This is a genomic window from Rouxiella sp. WC2420 (assembly GCF_041200025.1).
GTDB lineage: Bacteria > Pseudomonadota > Gammaproteobacteria > Enterobacterales > Enterobacteriaceae > Rouxiella.
This window is the reverse complement of sequence record NZ_CP165628.1, coordinates 4,252,315-4,269,125: the sequence shown is the minus strand read 5'-3', so window position 1 is coordinate 4,269,125 and position 16,811 is coordinate 4,252,315. Positions and strand designations below refer to the sequence as shown.

The 16,811-nt window shown below is 50.8% G+C and carries 13 protein-coding genes; 10 read left to right on the top strand and 3 right to left on the bottom strand.

The features are described 5' to 3' along the window. Positions 1-133 precede the first annotated feature (133 nt). From phoB to proY, 5 genes are all read left to right on the top strand, one after another. Positions 134-823, top strand: coding sequence for a phosphate response regulator transcription factor PhoB (gene phoB / locus AB3G37_RS19785; RefSeq protein ID WP_009637052.1), 690 nt, complete (start codon positions 134-136; stop codon positions 821-823). A gap of 102 nt (positions 824-925) precedes the next feature. Beyond that, entirely contained in the window at positions 926-2,248 is a 1,323-nt protein-coding gene (gene phoR / locus AB3G37_RS19780) for a phosphate regulon sensor histidine kinase PhoR (protein ID WP_369788861.1), read from the top strand. Positions 2,249-2,546: 298 nt separating this feature from the next. Next, entirely contained in the window at positions 2,547-3,647 is a 1,101-nt protein-coding gene (locus AB3G37_RS19775; protein ID WP_369788860.1) for a cobalamin-independent methionine synthase II family protein, read from the top strand. Between the two features lie 923 nt (positions 3,648-4,570). Beyond that, positions 4,571-5,890 carry a branched-chain amino acid transport system II carrier protein gene (gene brnQ, locus AB3G37_RS19770; RefSeq protein ID WP_369788859.1) on the top strand — a complete coding sequence of 440 codons (1,320 nt, stop codon included), beginning with the start codon at positions 4,571-4,573 and terminating at the stop codon, positions 5,888-5,890. Positions 5,891-6,055: 165 nt separating this feature from the next. Continuing rightward, positions 6,056-7,441 (top strand): proline-specific permease ProY, encoded by a 1,386-nt coding sequence (gene proY / locus AB3G37_RS19765; protein ID WP_009638671.1) that lies wholly within the window; start codon positions 6,056-6,058, stop codon positions 7,439-7,441. A gap of 115 nt (positions 7,442-7,556) precedes the next feature. Here proY and ggt read toward each other — a convergent pair whose 3' ends face one another. The 3 genes from ggt to AB3G37_RS19750 form a co-directional block, all read right to left on the bottom strand. Then, a complete protein-coding gene (ggt, locus tag AB3G37_RS19760) occupies positions 7,557-9,332 on the bottom strand; it encodes a gamma-glutamyltransferase (RefSeq protein WP_369788858.1) in 1,776 nt (591 codons plus the stop codon). Between the two features lie 276 nt (positions 9,333-9,608). Beyond that, a complete protein-coding gene (locus AB3G37_RS19755; protein ID WP_369788857.1) occupies positions 9,609-10,211 on the bottom strand; it encodes a peroxiredoxin C in 603 nt (200 codons plus the stop codon). Between the two features lie 127 nt (positions 10,212-10,338). Next, a complete protein-coding gene (locus AB3G37_RS19750) occupies positions 10,339-10,920 on the bottom strand; it encodes an ACP phosphodiesterase (protein ID WP_009638668.1) in 582 nt (193 codons plus the stop codon). A gap of 221 nt (positions 10,921-11,141) precedes the next feature. On the opposite strand from AB3G37_RS19750, the gene queA reads away from it, so the two are divergent. From queA to secF, 5 genes are all read left to right on the top strand, one after another. After that, on the top strand, positions 11,142-12,212 hold the full coding sequence (gene queA / locus AB3G37_RS19745) for a tRNA preQ1(34) S-adenosylmethionine ribosyltransferase-isomerase QueA (RefSeq protein WP_369788856.1): 1,071 nt from the start codon (positions 11,142-11,144) through the stop codon (positions 12,210-12,212). Positions 12,213-12,311: 99 nt separating this feature from the next. Beyond that, positions 12,312-13,436 (top strand): tRNA guanosine(34) transglycosylase Tgt, encoded by a 1,125-nt coding sequence (tgt, locus tag AB3G37_RS19740; protein ID WP_009638665.1) that lies wholly within the window; start codon positions 12,312-12,314, stop codon positions 13,434-13,436. Positions 13,437-13,539: 103 nt separating this feature from the next. Continuing rightward, on the top strand, positions 13,540-13,872 hold the full coding sequence (yajC, locus tag AB3G37_RS19735; RefSeq protein WP_009638664.1) for a preprotein translocase subunit YajC: 333 nt from the start codon (positions 13,540-13,542) through the stop codon (positions 13,870-13,872). A gap of 27 nt (positions 13,873-13,899) precedes the next feature. Beyond that, positions 13,900-15,747, top strand: coding sequence for a protein translocase subunit SecD (secD, locus tag AB3G37_RS19730; protein ID WP_009638663.1), 1,848 nt, complete (start codon positions 13,900-13,902; stop codon positions 15,745-15,747). Between the two features lie 70 nt (positions 15,748-15,817). Then, a complete protein-coding gene (secF, locus tag AB3G37_RS19725; RefSeq protein WP_050956193.1) occupies positions 15,818-16,732 on the top strand; it encodes a protein translocase subunit SecF in 915 nt (304 codons plus the stop codon). Positions 16,733-16,811: the final 79 nt, after the last annotated feature.

The following is a 16,811-nucleotide window of genomic DNA, read 5'->3' as shown; positions in this document are numbered from 1 at the left end:
TGAACTTAATATGACGGCTTGGCTACACTTAATTACACTCGAAATTGTTTTTCATAAATCTGTCACAAAACTGACGCATAATGGCGCCCGAAATCAAAATTAAGTTCGCTAACTTATTTGGCAGGCTATCAAAATGGCTAGACGCATATTAGTTGTGGAAGATGAAGCACCGATCCGTGAAATGGTTTGTTTTGTGCTTGAGCAAAATGGTTATCAAGCCATTGAGGCTGAAGATTTCGATTCGGCGGTCAATCGTTTGATTGAACCTTACCCGGAATTAATTTTACTCGATTGGATGTTGCCCGGTGGATCCGGAATTCAGTTTATTAAACATCTAAAACGCGAAGCGCTGACCCGCGATATTCCGGTGATGATGCTGACCGCCCGTGGCGAAGAAGAAGACCGCGTTCGCGGGCTGGAAGTTGGCGCGGATGACTATATTACCAAGCCGTTTTCGCCTAAAGAGTTAGTGGCGCGCATTAAAGCAGTTATGCGTCGTATCTCACCAATGGCGGTCGAAGAAGTTATTGATATGAAAGGGTTAAGCTTGGATCCATCCTCGCACCGTGTGATGGCCAACGAGCTTGCGCTGGACATGGGGCCTACCGAATTCAAGCTTCTACACTTCTTTATGACCCATTCCGAGCGCGTTTACAGCCGTGAACAGTTGCTCAATAACGTCTGGGGCACTAACGTATACGTCGAGGATCGTACAGTGGATGTACATATCCGCCGCCTGCGCAAAGCACTGGAAACCAGCGGTCATGACCGTATGATCCAAACGGTGCGTGGAACGGGTTATAGATTCTCAACCCGCTATTAATTAATACCTCAGCTATTTCACGTTGCACCTTTACGGGCATCGTGAAATATATTGGGTATGAATTGATGATGTTATATCTTTCACTCACAGCGGAGATACTGTGTGCTAGAACGATTATCGTGGAGTCGGCTGGCCGGCGAATTATTTATGTTTTGCTGTCCGGCGCTGATATTAGCCATTTTTATTGGCTATTTGCCCTGGTTATTGCTGGCTTCTTTAGTGGCGGCTCTGGGCTGGAATTATTTTAATCAGCTTAAACTTTCACACTGGCTGTGGCTTGACCGAAGTATTACTCCTCCCAGCGGATTATGGAGCTGGGAACCGCTATTTTATGGCCTTAATCAGATGCAGATGCGTAACCGGCGCAGAAGGCGCGAACTGGCGCTGCTGATTAAACGCTTCCGCAGCGGAGCTGAATCCCTCCCTGACGCCGTGGTACTGACGACGGAAGAAGGCAATATCTTCTGGTGCAACGGCCTGGCACAGGAACTGCTTGGTTTCCGCTGGCCGGAAGACAACGGCCAACACCTGTTTAACCTGCTGCGTTATCCCGAACTACGCGTCTGGATCCAGAGCCGCGACTTTACCCGTCCGCTTAACTTGCACCTTAATAACAATCACTACGTTGAATTTCGAGTCATGCCGTATTCGGAAGGGCAGCTATTGATTGTGGCGCGTGATGTCACCCAGATGCGCCAGCTGGAAGGCGCTCGTCGAAACTTCTTTGCCAATGTCAGCCATGAACTGCGCACACCGCTGACAGTGTTGCAAGGGTATCTTGAGATGATGGACGACGAGGCGCTGAAGGAGCCGTTCCGCAGTAAAGCGCTGGATACTATGCAGGAACAGACGCGGCGCATGGACGGGCTGGTTAAACAGTTGCTGACTTTATCGCGTATCGAGGCGGCAACCAACATTGATTTGCAGGAGAAAGTCGACATGCCAGGAATGTTGGGCATGCTGGAGCGCGAGGTGCAGACGCTAAGCAATGGTCGCCATGAAATTGTATTCAAAATCAATGAACAGCTTAAAGTTTATGGCAACGACGAGCAGCTGCGCAGTGCGGTTTCGAATCTAGTGTATAACTCGGTCAATCACACGCCAGCGGGCACGCGCATTGAAGTTAGCTGGCAGCAGACCGCGCAGGGCGCACAGTTTCAGGTCAGCGATAACGGCCCGGGCATTGCACCACAGCATATTCCCCGGCTGACCGAGCGTTTCTATCGTGTAGACAAGGCGCGTTCACGGCAGACCGGTGGCAGCGGGCTGGGGCTGGCTATCGTCAAACATGCGCTCAGTCATCATCATTCAAAGTTGGATATAGAAAGCGAAGTCGGGGTAGGGACGCGGTTTCTATTCACATTGCCTTATCGACTGATTGTCGATGCTCCTCAATTGCCTCACCATCACCGCGTTAAGCATTAAATCTTCACGATAAACGGATCAGCGATGGTCCGTTTTAATCTTATTTAATCAGTTCACACTTTGGGCAACGTGAAATTGTGACGCCCGATCATGAATTTATTTCATGTGATGTGAGAATTCCTCGTTTGGTGATGAACACTATTCATGGCAGCATAGATTTAAAGCCGTTTAGACATCCAGATGTCTAATGTAACTTCTCGGTATTATTAACATTGTTAACTAATCTCCGGGATGTCGTGCTACCCATTAATCAATGTCACGGCGACAGGTTCGTCGGGGCTTTTGCCAGGAGTTCATAATGTCAGTATCAAACCCAATTTATCGCGCCGAAGTCGTTGGTAGCTTTTTGCGTCCAGAAGCGCTAAAGCAAGCACGTCAGCAGTTTAAAGCCGGTGAAATCGATGCTCAGCAGCTGCGTGCGGTTGAAGACAGCGAAATTCGCCGCGTGGTTGAGCAGCAGCGCGAAGCCGGTTTGCAAGTGGTCACTGATGGTGAATTCCGCCGCGCGTGGTGGCACTTTGACTTCTTCGAGGGTCTGCAGGGCGTTGAAGGTTATGATGCAGAGCAGGGCATTCAGTTCAACGGCGTGCAGACCAAATCTCGCAGTATCAAAGTGGTTGATAAGATTGCCTTTGGCGATCACCCGATGATTGAACATTTCAGCTTTCTGAAAAGCATCAGTGGCGATGCGGTAGCTAAAATGACTATCCCTAGCCCAAGCGTGATGCACTTCCGTTTCAACCGTGATGCGGTTAAAGGCGTGTATCCAAATCAGGAAGACTTTTTCAACGATTTAGCTCAAGTTTACCGCGACGCTATCCAGGCGTTTTACGCCGCCGGTTGTCGTTACCTGCAACTGGATGACACCGTTTGGGCGTACCTGTGCTCAGAAGACCAGAAAAAGCAGATCATTGCCCGTGGCGATAATCCGGAAGAGCTGGCGAAAACCTACGCTCGGGTGCTGAATCAGGCTATCGAAGGCAAGCCGGAAGACCTAATCATCGGTCTGCACGTGTGCCGCGGTAACTTCCGTTCAACCTGGATTTCAGAAGGCGGCTACGAGCCTGTGGCAGAGATCCTGTTCGGTACTGTAAATATCGACCGTTTCTTCCTGGAATATGACAACCAGCGTGCCGGCGGTTTCGAGCCACTGCGCTTCATCAAGCCCGGCCAGCAGCAGGCAGTTCTGGGCCTGATTACCACTAAAACCGGCGATCTTGAATTGGCAAAAGACGTGGAGGCGCGACTCGCCGAAGCGGCTGAGTTCTTGAATATCAACCAGATCTGCCTAAGCCCGCAGTGTGGTTTTGCGTCCACCGAAGAAGGCAATAGTCTCAGCGACAAGCAGCAGTGGGACAAACTCAAGTTAGTTGTCGATCTGGCTGAACGCATTTGGTAAAAGCTTGATCTTTCGGGCTACAGCGACGTTCGCCTCCCTCGCTCACCCCAGTCACTTACCTGTGTAAGCTCCTGGGGATGAACTCGGTTGCTGCCTTGCTCTAACTCGAAATCTCTTCGCTTTGGTAAAAGCTTGATTTTTCGAGCTATAGCGGCGTTCGCCTCCCTCGTTCACCCCAGTCACTTACCTGTGTAAGCTCCTGGGGATGAACTCGGTTGCTGCCTTGCTCTAACTCGAAATCTCTGCGCTTTGGCAACAGTTTGATCTTTGATGCTATAGCGGCGTTCGCCTCCCTCGTTCACCCCAGTCACTTACCTGTGTAAGCTCCTGGGGATGAACTCGCTTGCTGCCTTGCTCTAATTCGAAATCTCTGCGCTTTTGGTGTTGAGAATGAAAATATTCCAAACCTGAGTGACTTATTTCTAAAAGTCGCTCGGGTTTTTGTTTTTAAGCATCTTCAAATCTGACTATCAGATTTATAAGAGACTCAAGCTCTTTGTGCATTTAATAGTGCTGCAAGATCATTAATTTAGCGCTTACAAAGCTGACTGTTGCTATTTAGTTAAAAATAACCCGCATTTTTGTGCGTGAAACGTCCATTTCACGGCAGTTTCACGCACTTTTCATTTAATTAAAGCGCAAAGTTGGCATTGATTGCTCAAATATCATACGTATCATGTGGTGATTTTTTAGCTAAATCCAGTGAATTTTACTGCTCAGCGTTTCAAATCCAGTTTAAGATTCTGCTTTTAGGATCGAGACTTGCCTTCATGCACTATAAAAGCGTACCTTAACGCCGCTGCACTCGCATTCCCCCTGCATAAAAAAGTCATTTTCATATCGTCAGGCAACTTCCTCAAGTTTATGCCGAGTGCCAGCAGCGGACACTTTTATTCATTTTGCACAGGCATCACGACATCATCATGAGTCATCAGTTAAAAACCAAAGATATTCTGGCATTGGGCTTTATGACCTTTGCCTTATTTGTCGGTGCGGGAAATATCATTTTCCCTCCGATGGTAGGATTACAGGCCGGTCACCACGTATGGTGGGCCGCACTCGGTTTTATGATCACTGCCGTCGGTCTACCGGTGATGACCGTGATTGCTCTTGCTCGTGTCGGTGGCGGTATTGATGCGCTGAGCACCCCAATTGGCCGCAAGGCGGGTCTGTTATTGGCGACTGTCTGCTACCTGGCCGTTGGTCCGCTTTTCGCCACGCCTCGTACCGCAACGGTTTCTTTTGAAGTTGGGATTGCACCGTTAACCGGTGACGGCGCAACTCCGCTCTTGGTGTACAGCCTGATTTACTTCGTGCTGGTGATCGGAATTTCGCTTTATCCGGGCCGCCTGCTCGATACTGTAGGCCATATTCTGGCTCCGCTGAAAATTGTTGCGCTGGCAATCCTGGGTATTGCTGCCGTGCTGTGGCCTGCCGGTCAACCGCTGCCAGCCACTCAGGCTTACGAAACCCAGCCGTTCTCCAACGGTTTCGTGAATGGTTATCTGACTATGGATACGCTGGGCGCATTGGTGTTCGGTATTGTCATTGTTAACGCAGCACGTTCTCGCGGAGTAAGCGACGCCAGGCTGCTGACTCGCTACACTGTTTTAGCCGGTTTGATTGCCGGTCTGGGCCTGCTGCTGGTTTACCTGAGCCTGTTCAAGCTCGGCGTTAACACCGCATCGCTGGTACCACAGGCGCAAAATGGTGCTGTTATTCTGCACACCTACGTACAGCAGACCTTTGGCGGTGTCGGTAGCTTCTTCCTTGCAGCGCTTATCTTCATCGCCTGTATGGTGACGGCGGTTGGCCTGACCTGCGCCTGCGCCGAGTTCTTCTCGCAATATCTGCCGCTGTCTTACAAGACGCTGGTATTTATTCTGGGCCTGTTCTCGATGCTGGTTTCTAACCTTGGCCTGAGCCACCTGATTCAGATTTCAATCCCGATTCTGACCGCTATTTATCCACCGTGCATCGCCTTGGTTGTTCTGAGCTTTACCCTGCGCTGGTGGAATAGTACCGCCCGTATTATCGCGCCGGTGATGCTGGTCAGCCTGATTTTCGGTATTATTGACGGTATCAAAAGCTCCAACTTTGCTGCCAGCCTGCCGGAATGGACTGCTCATTTGCCGCTGGCCGAGCAAGGTTTGTCCTGGCTTCCACCGTCAGTGTTGATGCTGCTGCTGGTTGGGATTTACGACAAAGTGAGTGGTGCGCGCAGCGTTACAGCACACCAGTAATGAAAACGCCAGAAAGGTGCCCTCGGTGAGTGGCACCCGCGTTGATTAAGCATTCGCCAATCAGGGCCACGGACACGTTTCCGTGGCTTTTTCGTTGGCAGAGGATAGCGGCGATCATTCCGTTATCTCGTTTTTAGACCGCGCTTTATGATTTGGAATTTTTAAATGCAACAATCTCTAGATACACAGTCGGCCGAGAAACCCTCGACTTCGCTCAAACGCGGATTAAGTACCCGACACATTCGCTTTATGGCTCTCGGCTCGGCGATTGGTACCGGCCTGTTTTACGGTTCGGCAGATGCGATAAAAATGGCGGGGCCAAGCGTGCTGCTCGCCTACCTCATTGGCGGGATTATTGCCTTTATCATCATGCGTGCGCTGGGAGAGATGTCGGTAAACAACCCACAGACTGGCTCGTTTTCACGCTATGCACAAGACTATTTAGGACCATTGGCAGGCTATATCACCGGCTGGACCTACTGCTTTGAAATTTTGATCGTCGGTATCGCCGACGTGACAGCGTTCGGCATCTACATGGGCGTCTGGTTCCCCGACGTGCCGCACTGGATGTGGGTTCTGAGCGTGGTGCTTATCATCGGCGGCATTAATATGATGAGCGTTAAAGTGTTCGGCGAGCTGGAATTCTGGTTCTCGTTCTTCAAAGTATTGACCATCATCGTGATGATCCTCGCCGGTTTGGGCATCATCATCTGGGGCATTGGCAACGGAGGACATCCGACCGGCATAAGCAACCTGTGGAGCCACGGCGGCTTCTTTAGTCATGGTTTGATGGGCACCATTCTTTCACTGCAACTGGTGATGTTTGCCTATGGCGGCATCGAGATTATCGGTATTACTGCCGGCGAGGCCGAGGATCCAAAAACCACCATTCCGAAAGCCATTAACTCTGTGCCTTGGCGTATTCTGGTGTTCTACATGGGCACGCTGTTTGTGATCATGTCCATTTTCCCATGGAATCTGGTGGGTACTCAGGGCAGCCCGTTTGTTCTGACTTTCCAGCACATGGGCATTGCCGCTGCTGCAACTATTCTTAATTTTGTAGTGATTACTGCTTCGCTTTCGGCTATTAACGCCGATATCTTTGGCGTCGGCCGCATGCTGCACGGCATGGCCAATCAGGGGCAGGCACCAAAAGTGTTTGCTAAAGTATCCCGTCGCGGCACGCCATTTATGACCGTGATTGTGATGATGGTTGCCCTGCTGATTGCGGTGTATCTGAACTACATCATGCCGGAAAACGTGTTCCTGGTCATTGCCTCACTTGCGACCTTTGCCACCGTTTGGGTATGGATTATGATCCTTTTCTCGCAGATTGGTTTCCGCCTCAAGTTAAGCCGCAAACAGATTTCTGAGCTGGAATTCCCGATGCGCGGCGGCATCTTCACCTCGATTGTCGCTATCATTTTCCTGTTCTTTATCATCGGGCTGATTGGCTACTTCCCGGATACCCGCATGTCATTGTATGTTGGGGGAGTATGGATTCTTGCACTGGTGGTCAGCTATTGGATTAAAACCCGCAGGCAGGCCTGATAATCAATAACCTGCAGCAATAAGAAAGGGAGGTAAGCAAGCGCTCACCTCCCTTTTGATTTCTATTTACTTAATCACTTTATGGGCGAGTATCTCGGTCAACAAGGTTTAAATATTAATAACCTATTGCCGCCCCGGCAGGACGACGAACGTCATTGGCGCCGTAAAGATATCCCTCTCGCACCTTGCCCGATACCGCCGCGTCATTTCCAGAACTTTGTGGCGTAACACCCACCGCGCCCGGCAACCCAACCATAATCAGCTCAGCAGCCCCCCACGGCGTCTGCTCAACCATTTTGTAACCCATCTTCTGCAACAAATTCAAACTGTCAGCCGAGACACCGCGCTGCTCGTAATACACCTCATCCGGCAACCACTGATGGTGAATACGCGGCGCATTTACTGCTTCCTGCGGAGGCATGCCGAAATCGATCACATTCAACGCGGTTTCCAGCGTAATAGTGATGATACGAGACCCCCCCGGCGACCCCAGAACCATAAAGGTTTTGCCGTCTTTAGTGATTAAACTCGGGCTCATCGACGATAGTGGGCGCTTACCGGGGGCGATGGCATTTTTACTGCCCTGCACCAGCCCGTACATGTTTTTCTCGCCGACCTTGCTGGTAAAATCGTCCATCTCATCATTCAAGAAGAACCCTGTACCCGGAGCAATCTCGATGGAACCAAACAGCCCATTGATTGTATAAGTGGTCGAAACTGCATTGCCGTCTTTGTCTACGATAGAATAATGCGTGGTTTCCGGCTTCTCGTGCGGCTCCATACCAGGCTGAACCTGCGAAGAAGGCGTGGCCTTGTCAGCTTCGATTTTCTTACGGATATCAGCAGCGTAGCTCTTGCTCAACAAACGATCGACAGGATTGTCAACAAACGCCGGATCGCCAAGGAAGGTGTTGCGATCCATATAAGCATGGCGCATTGCCTCAGTCAGATAATGAATAGACGCCGCCGAGTTAAAGCCCATGCTCTTCAGGTCATAACCTTCAAGAATATTCAGCGTTTCACACATCGTCACACCGCCCGAGCTTGGCGGAGGCGCAGAAACAAACTTGTAGCCACGATAACTGCAGGTTACTGGCGCGGTTTCAGTCACCTTATAGTTGGCAAAATCAGCCGCGGTGATAATACCGCCGCCTTTTTTCGAGGCCGCCTCGACCGCAGCAGGAATTTTGCCCTTATAGAAAGCATCAGGGCCGTGCTTAGAAATTGCCTCAAGCGTCTTGGCCAGATCCATTTGAACCAGCTTGTCGCCCGGTTGCAGCGGAGTGCCGTCCTTGCGCAGGAAGATTTTCGCCACGTCGGGCTGGTCTTTAAACTTTGCGGTCTTGGTGTCGAGAATATCGGTGTCGGCGCGAGTCAGCACAAAACCATTGCGCGCCAGCTTGATTGCCGGAGCCATTACCTGAGCGCGAGTCAGCTTGCCGTAAGTGCGCTGAGCGTGATCCAGACCCATCACCGTACCCGGTACGCCTACCGCCAGATAACCATACAGACTGGCACCTTTTTTGATATTACCCTGTGCGTCGAGATACATATTGGCGCTGGCCGCAGCGGGCGCCATCTCACGGAAATTGATGAAAGTGTCTTTGCCGTTGGCCAGATGCACCGTCATGAAGCCACCGCCGCCAATGTTGCCACAGCATGGGTTGACCACCGCCTCGGCGTAGCCCACCGCTACTGCGGCATCAATCGCGTTACCACCTTTCTTGAGAATATCGACGCCCACCTGAGAGGCGAGGTATTGGGAGGTCACCACCATGCCGTTTTTGGCTTCTACCGCCGGGTTAGAGGCGGCATATAGAGAACCGCTGACTAGCAGCGCGGCCAAGGTCAGAGGTACGGTTAACGGCTTCGTCCATTGTTTTAAAAACATAAAAGCTCCTGGTTACACCCTGTAGTGTGATTTTTTGTCGCGTTAATAATGCAAAGCGCAGGCCATTTATTGAAACAAAAATTCAAATGCTGCAATAACATACATCAGCTTAGATGTTATTTAACATATGAGATACAAAGGCAGGCAGGAGTATGAGCTTGGTCGAAAAAAATTGAGTTGGAGAGAGGGTTTAAAAATGCGAGGCAAAAAAAAACGGCCAGCATAGGCTGACCGTCGGGCAATTCTGTTTTAGCTAACGCCAATAATCAAATGTGATTACAGGCTGATAGCATGCTCAGACAGGTATGCAGCAACGCCGTCTGGTGATGCGCTCATGCCTTTTTTGCCTTTTTCCCACTGTGCAGGACAAACTTCGCCGTGCTCTTCGTGGAATTGCAGCGCGTCAACCATACGCAGCATTTCATCGATGTTACGGCCCAGCGGCAGGTCGTTAACAACCTGGTGGCGCACGATACCTTTATCATCGATCAAGAAAGAACCACGCAGAGCAACACCAGCGTCTGGATGTTCGATGCCGTAGGCTTTCTGGATTTCACGTTTGATATCAGCAACCATCGCGTATTTCACTTTGCCGATGCCGCCGTTTTCAACAGGGGTGTTACGCCATGCATTGTGAACAAACTCAGAGTCAAAAGAGATACCGACTACTTCAACGCCTTTTGACTGGAAGTCTTCGTAACGCTTGTCGAAAGCGATCAGCTCAGATGGGCACACGAAAGTGAAGTCCATTGGCCAGAAGAAAACAACGGTAGCTTTACCTGCAGTGTGTTTTTTAAAGTTGAAGTTTTCAACAACTTCGCCGCTGCCAAGAACAGCTGCTGCGGTAAAATCTGGGGCCGGACGAGTTACCAGAACCATAAAAACTCCTTTCTAGTATTAGGTAAATGGAGGGATTAACAAATCGCAGCCAGTATAAGTGCAACGACTAGGGGAATAAACCCCATGGGACCAATCGATCAGATAGCATTCGGCTATCAAATGTGATCTAGATCTGCTTATTCTTGGCCTGTTGCATCATTTGCGGGTAAAACTGCCAGAACTGTCGCTCTAAATGCTCGTATTGGAGACTAACGTCGTAAAACGAGCCAGCGAGAGCCGCCAGTCGTGGCCGCCGATTGGCCATACCTTGTAACACATCGCCTATGAAGGGGAGTTCGGCATAACGCTCCATCCATCGTTGAGGCCAAAGATAGGTATTGAGACTTTGAAATCGCTCGGGAGTTTCTGCCAGATGAGGTTCAATCGTTTCACGACACTGATTGATAAACACTGCCAGCGGCATCTCCGGGCAAAGCTTGTCCCAGTGCAGCGACAGGAAGTGATCCCAAACGACGTCGAGCGTTATGGAGGACACTCGTCGAAATTCGGGGCGGAAAAAGTCACGGGCAACTTTTACTTCCGGCAGTGAATCGGTCATCACGTCAACTCGCCGATGCATGCGTATTCCGCTGACTACAGCAGCAGAATACAGGCCCTCGGGATTGCCGCGAACGAAATCCGCCATCAGGTTGCCCATCAGCGAACTGTCGGCCAGTTTGGCCAGATGAAGGTGTGCGAGAAAATTCATTTGCGCAGTATAACGCCTTTATGCCGCAAGTTGCAGCGCCATTGGCTTCGCTGTCCACTTGACGTACCGTCAGGAAGCATCATTTATTAAGGGTAAAACTTGCAGCCACAACGCGCGCACTCTAGACTAAGCCGCCTGTTTTTTTATCCTGCGTGCAGCCGTTCGCGGCAAAAAGCGGGATAAACGATTTTATATCTTCAGTTTAAGTGGAAATATCAGCTATGCGTGTTGCCGATTTTACGTTCGAACTCCCCGAGTCCCTGATTGCCCGCTATCCGCAGAGTCAGCGCAGCGGTTGTCGTTTATTGTCTCTGGACGGGCCGACCGGCGAACTGACTCATGGTATTTTCACCGACGTTTTAGACAAGCTGAACCCGGGCGATCTGCTGGTATTCAACAATACCCGCGTTATTCCTGCCCGCGTATTTGGTCGCAAGGCTAGCGGTGGAAAAATTGAAGTGCTGGTTGAGCGCGTGCTGGATTCAAAACGCGTGCTGGCCCACGTGCGAGCCTCCAAATCACCCAGGCCGGGCGCAGAATTGCTGCTGGGCGACGCCGAAAACATCAAGGCGACCATGGTGGCGCGTCACGATACTTTGTTCGAGCTGGAATTCAATGAAGACCGCGATGTCTTTACTCTGCTCGACGAGATCGGCCATATGCCGTTGCCTCCTTATATTGATCGTCCTGACGAAGACGCCGACCGCGAGCTGTATCAAACAGTTTACAGCGAACGCCTGGGGGCGGTTGCTGCACCGACGGCGGGACTGCATTTTGATCAGCCGCTGATGGATGCGTTGCAGGAAAAAGGCATCGAATTTGCGTTTGTGACCCTGCACGTTGGCGCAGGCACCTTCCAGCCGGTACGTGTCGATACTATCGAAGAGCATGTAATGCACGCCGAATACGCCGAAGTACCGCAGGAAGTCGTGGATGCGGTAATCGCCTGTAAAGCGCGCGGTAATCGCGTGGTGGCGGTGGGAACCACCTCGGTTCGTTCGCTGGAAAGCGCGGCCAAGGCCTGTAAAAACGGGCTGATTGCGCCATTCTTTGGTGACACCAGTATCTTTATTTTCCCTGGCTATGAATATGATGTGATCGACGTGCTTATCACTAATTTCCATCTGCCTGAATCGACGCTGATTATGCTGGTCTCGGCTTTCGCCGGTTATAAAAATACTATGAACGCCTATCATCAGGCGGTGGCAGAGCAGTATCGTTTCTTTAGTTATGGTGATGCGATGTTCATCCACCGTAACCTACTGGCTTCACAGGAAATTGTGGGACAGTAATTTTTGCTGGCTCTTATCGTCCAGGGCCTTACTTTTCAGGTTTAACCTGAATCTTACCAAGCATTGGACTGTTTTTCCGGTGTGGAGAATTGATTGAAAATGAAGTACGAACTATCTACCACTGATGGCCGCGCACGTCGCGGTCGTTTGGTGTTCGAGCGCGGTGTTGTTGAAACTCCAGCCTTTATGCCCGTGGGTACTTACGGCACCGTAAAAGGGATGACCCCGGAAGAAGTCAAAGAAACCGGCGCGCAAATCCTGCTCGGTAACACCTTCCACCTGTGGCTGCGCCCTGGGCAGGAGATCATGAAACTGCACGGCGATCTGCACGATTTCATGAATTGGCATGGCCCGATCCTCACCGATTCAGGCGGCTTCCAGGTGTTCAGTCTGGGAGCGATGCGCAAGATCAAAGAAGAGGGCGTGCATTTCCGCAATCCTATCAACGGCGATCCGGTATTTCTTAGTCCCGAGAAATCCATGGAGATCCAAAACGATCTCGGCTCGGATATCGTGATGATTTTTGACGAATGTACGCCTTATCCTGCTGACTGGGATTACGCCAAGCGTTCGATGGAAATGTCACTGCGTTGGGCCAGGCGCAGCCGCGACCGCCACGACGAACTGAAAAATAACAACGCCTTATTCGGAATTATTCAGGGCAGCGTTTACGAAGATTTACGAGATGTATCGATAAAAGGGCTGGTAGATATCGGCTTTGATGGTTACGCTGTGGGCGGTTTGGCTGTCGGCGAACCAAAAGAAGACATGCATCGTATCCTTGAGCACGTTTGTCCGCAGATTCCAGAGGACAAACCTCGTTATCTGATGGGCGTCGGAAAACCAGAAGACCTGGTTGAAGGCGTTCGTCGCGGCGTTGATATGTTCGACTGCGTTATGCCGACGCGTAACGCGCGTAACGGCCATCTTTTTGTGACCGACGGCGTGGTGAAAATCCGCAATGCCAAGCATAAAGATGATACCTCGACGCTGGATGAGCACTGTGATTGCTATACGTGTCGCAATTATAGCCGTGCCTACTTGCATCATCTCGACCGTTGCAACGAAATACTGGGTGCGCGCTTAAATACGATCCACAACCTGCGTTATTATCAGCGTTTGATGGCCGGTTTACGCCAGGCTATCGAAGAAGGTAAGTTAGAGCAGTTTGTGGCCGATTTTTACGAGCGACAAGGCAAGGCAGTTCCGCCTTTAAACTTCTGATTTTGCAAAAATTAAACGTGGCTCTAAGTCATGTTCAATAATGCGAAATCAAAGATTTTTGTGTTTCAATAACTTGTTTTATAACAACAATGAGGGAATTTAAATGAGTCTTTTCATTTCTGATGCCGTCGCAGCAACTGGCGCCACGTCACAGGGAAGTCCTTACTCTCTGGTTATCATGCTGGTGGTATTTGGTCTGATTTTCTATTTCATGATCCTGCGCCCGCAGCAAAAGCGTTCTAAAGAGCACAAAAAACTGATGGACTCCATCGGTAAAGGTGATGAAGTCATGACAACCGGCGGCCTGATCGGTCGTGTGAGCAAAGTAGCTGATACCGGTTACGTTGTTATCGCACTGAACGAGACCACCGAAGTAATGATCAAGCGTGACTTCGTAGCTGCCGTTCTGCCGAAAGGTACGATGAAGGCGCTTTAATTTTTGATTTTCCCGAAGGGAACTGCCGTGTTAAACCGTTATCCTTTGTGGAAGTATCTGATGCTGATCTTCGTGATCATCGTCGGTCTGCTATATGCGCTTCCCAACCTTTATGGTGAGGATCCGGCTGTTCAAATTACTGGCGCCCGAGGTTCGGACGCCAGTGTTGCAACGCTGGACCAAGTCAGAGATCTACTGAATAAAGATAAACTTGTCAGCAAGTCCATTGCGCTGGAAAACGGCTCAATCCTTGCTCGCTTCAACGACACCGACGTTCAGCTGCGCGCCCGCGATGCTCTGACCGCGGCGCTGGGCGACAAATTTGTTATCGCATTGAACCTGGCTCCTGCGACGCCTTCCTGGCTGACCATGCTGGGTGCCGAGCCTATGAAACTGGGTCTCGACCTGCGCGGCGGCGTGCACTTCCTGATGGAAGTCGACATGGACACTGCGCTGGGCAAACTGCAAGAACAGACCATGGACAACATGCGTAGCGACCTTCGTGACCAGAGCATTCCTTATGCCACGGTTCGCAAGGCTGATAACTACGGCGTTGTACTGAGTTTCCGTGATTCTGCTACCCGCGACAAAGCCTCAAGCTACCTTTCGCCGCGCCATCGTGATCTGGTATTCAGCAACAGCGGTGACACCGATCTTCGTGTCGTGATGACTGACGATCGCATCAGCGAGGCCAAAGAATACGCAGTACAGCAGAACATCAATATTCTGCGTAACCGTGTGAACCAGCTGGGTGTTGCCGAGCCAGTGGTACAGCGTCAGGGTTCTGACCGTATCGTGGTAGAGCTGCCAGGTATTCAGGACACCGCTCGCGCCAAAGAAATTCTGGGTGCAACCGCAACGCTGGAATTCCGCCTGGTTAACACCAACGTTGATGCGACAGCGGCGGCCAGCGGACGTGTTCCTGGCGACAGCGAAGTCAAGAATATGCAGGATGGACAGCCAGTTGTGCTGTACAAGCGCGTGATTCTGACTGGTGACCACATTACCGATTCTACCTCGAGTCAGGACGAATATAACCAACCACAGGTTAATATTTCCCTCGACAGCGCGGGTGGTAACATTATGTCCAACTTCACCAAGGACAACATCGGCAAGCCGATGGCGACCCTGTTTGTAGAGTATAAGGACAGCGGTAAGAAAGATGCCAATGGCCGTGCGATTCTGGCCAAGCAGGAACAGGTTATTAACGTCGCGACCATTCAGTCTCGTCTGGGTAACAGCTTCCGTATTACCGGTGTGAACGATCCGAACCAGGCTCGCCAGCTGTCTCTGCTGCTGCGTGCCGGTGCGCTGATTGCGCCAATTCAGATTGTTGAAGAGCGGACCATTGGTCCAACCATGGGAGCTCAAAACATCTCTCAGGGTCTTGAAGCCTGTCTGTTTGGCCTGCTGGCATCGATTCTGTTTATGGTAGTGTTCTACCGTAAGTTTGGTTTGATTGCGACTTCGGCACTGATCGTTAACCTGGTACTGATTGTCGGGATTATGTCCCTGCTTCCGGGTGCAACGCTGACCATGCCAGGTATTGCAGGTATCGTACTGACGCTGGCGGTGGCGGTTGACGCCAACGTACTGATTAACGAGCGTATCAAGGAAGAGCTGCGTAACGGGCGTTCCGTTCAGCAGGCGATCCACGAAGGCTACAGCGGTGCGTTCTCCAGTATCGTCGATGCAAACATCACGACGTTGATCACGGCAATTATTCTGTATGCGGTCGGTACGGGATCGATTAAAGGTTTTGCAATCACCACGGCTATCGGTGTTGCGACCTCTATGTTTACGTCGATCGTCGGTACTCGTGCCATCGTCAACATGCTTTACGGCGGCAAACGCATCAAAAAGCTGTCTATCTGAGGAGTGCGTTGTGGCACAGCAAGAATATACTGTTGAACAACTAAACTACGGCCGTAAAGTCATCGACTTTATGCGCTGGGACAACGTGGCCTTTTGTCTTTCAGGCCTGTTGTTAATCGCCTCCGTGCTGATTATGGGTGTTCGCGGGTTTAACTGGGGTCTGGACTTTACCGGTGGTACGGTCATTGAAATTACCCTGTCTCAGCCTGCCAACCTCGATGATATGCGCGGTTCGCTGGAGAAGGCCGGGTTCCAGGATCCGATCGTGCAGAACTTTGGCAGCAGCCGCGACGTGGTAGTTCGTTTACCACCACCGAAGTCTGACACTGCCGGTCAGGAATTAGGTAACAAGGTTATCAGCCTGATTAACGCCGATGTCGATAAAACCGCTACCGTTAAACGTATCGAGTTTGTTGGTCCAAGCGTGGGGAGCGATCTGGCACAGGCTGGAGGCATGGCGCTGTTGATCGCGCTGATTTGTATCCTGATTTATGTCGGTTTCCGTTTTGAGTGGCGTTTGGCGCTGGGTGCCGTATTGGCATTGGCGCATGACGTTGTCATCACCATGGGCGTGCTGGCACTGTTCAAGATTGAAATTGATTTAACCATCGTCGCCTCTTTGATGTCAGTTATTGGTTATTCACTGAACGACAGTATCGTGGTATCGGACCGTATTCGTGAAAACTTCCGCAAGATTCGTCGCGGTAACTCTTACGAAATCATGAACGTGTCGCTGACCCAGACGCTAAGCCGTACCATCATGACCTCAGCGACCACGCTGATGGTGGTGTTGATGCTCTACATCTTCGGGGGGCCTCTGCTTGCAGGGTTCTCACTGACCATGTTGATTGGTGTCTCAATCGGTACTGTCTCTTCAATCTATGTCGCATCCGCCCTGGCTCTGAAGCTGGGTATGAAGCGCGAACATATGTTGCAGCAGAAGGTCGAGAAGGAAGGGGCGGATCAACCGTCTATCCTGCCTTGAGCCTGATCGGGTGCTCTCTGTAGCGCCCGATTAAGTGAAAAAACCTTATGGAAAAGGCCTCAAAGTATTTAGCTGTGAG

Bases quoted from the DNA above. Each gene is read 5' to 3' on its own strand.
- brnQ (WP_369788859.1), top strand. From the start codon at position 4,571: ATGAGTCATCAGTTAAAAACCAAAGATATTCTGGCATTGGGCTTTATG.
- ggt (WP_369788858.1), bottom strand. From the start codon at position 9,332: ATGTTTTTAAAACAATGGACGAAGCCGTTAACCGTACCTCTGACCTTG.
- AB3G37_RS19750 (WP_009638668.1), bottom strand. From the start codon at position 10,920: ATGAATTTTCTCGCACACCTTCATCTGGCCAAACTGGCCGACAGTTCG.
- tgt (WP_009638665.1), top strand. From the start codon at position 12,312: ATGAAGTACGAACTATCTACCACTGATGGCCGCGCACGTCGCGGTCGT.
- phoB (WP_009637052.1), top strand. From the start codon at position 134: ATGGCTAGACGCATATTAGTTGTGGAAGATGAAGCACCGATCCGTGAA.
- secF (WP_050956193.1), top strand. From the start codon at position 15,818: ATGCGCTGGGACAACGTGGCCTTTTGTCTTTCAGGCCTGTTGTTAATC.
- proY (WP_009638671.1), top strand. From the start codon at position 6,056: ATGCAACAATCTCTAGATACACAGTCGGCCGAGAAACCCTCGACTTCG.
- yajC (WP_009638664.1), top strand. From the start codon at position 13,540: ATGAGTCTTTTCATTTCTGATGCCGTCGCAGCAACTGGCGCCACGTCA.
- AB3G37_RS19775 (WP_369788860.1), top strand. From the start codon at position 2,547: ATGTCAGTATCAAACCCAATTTATCGCGCCGAAGTCGTTGGTAGCTTT.
- queA (WP_369788856.1), top strand. From the start codon at position 11,142: ATGCGTGTTGCCGATTTTACGTTCGAACTCCCCGAGTCCCTGATTGCC.
- AB3G37_RS19755 (WP_369788857.1), bottom strand. From the start codon at position 10,211: ATGGTTCTGGTAACTCGTCCGGCCCCAGATTTTACCGCAGCAGCTGTT.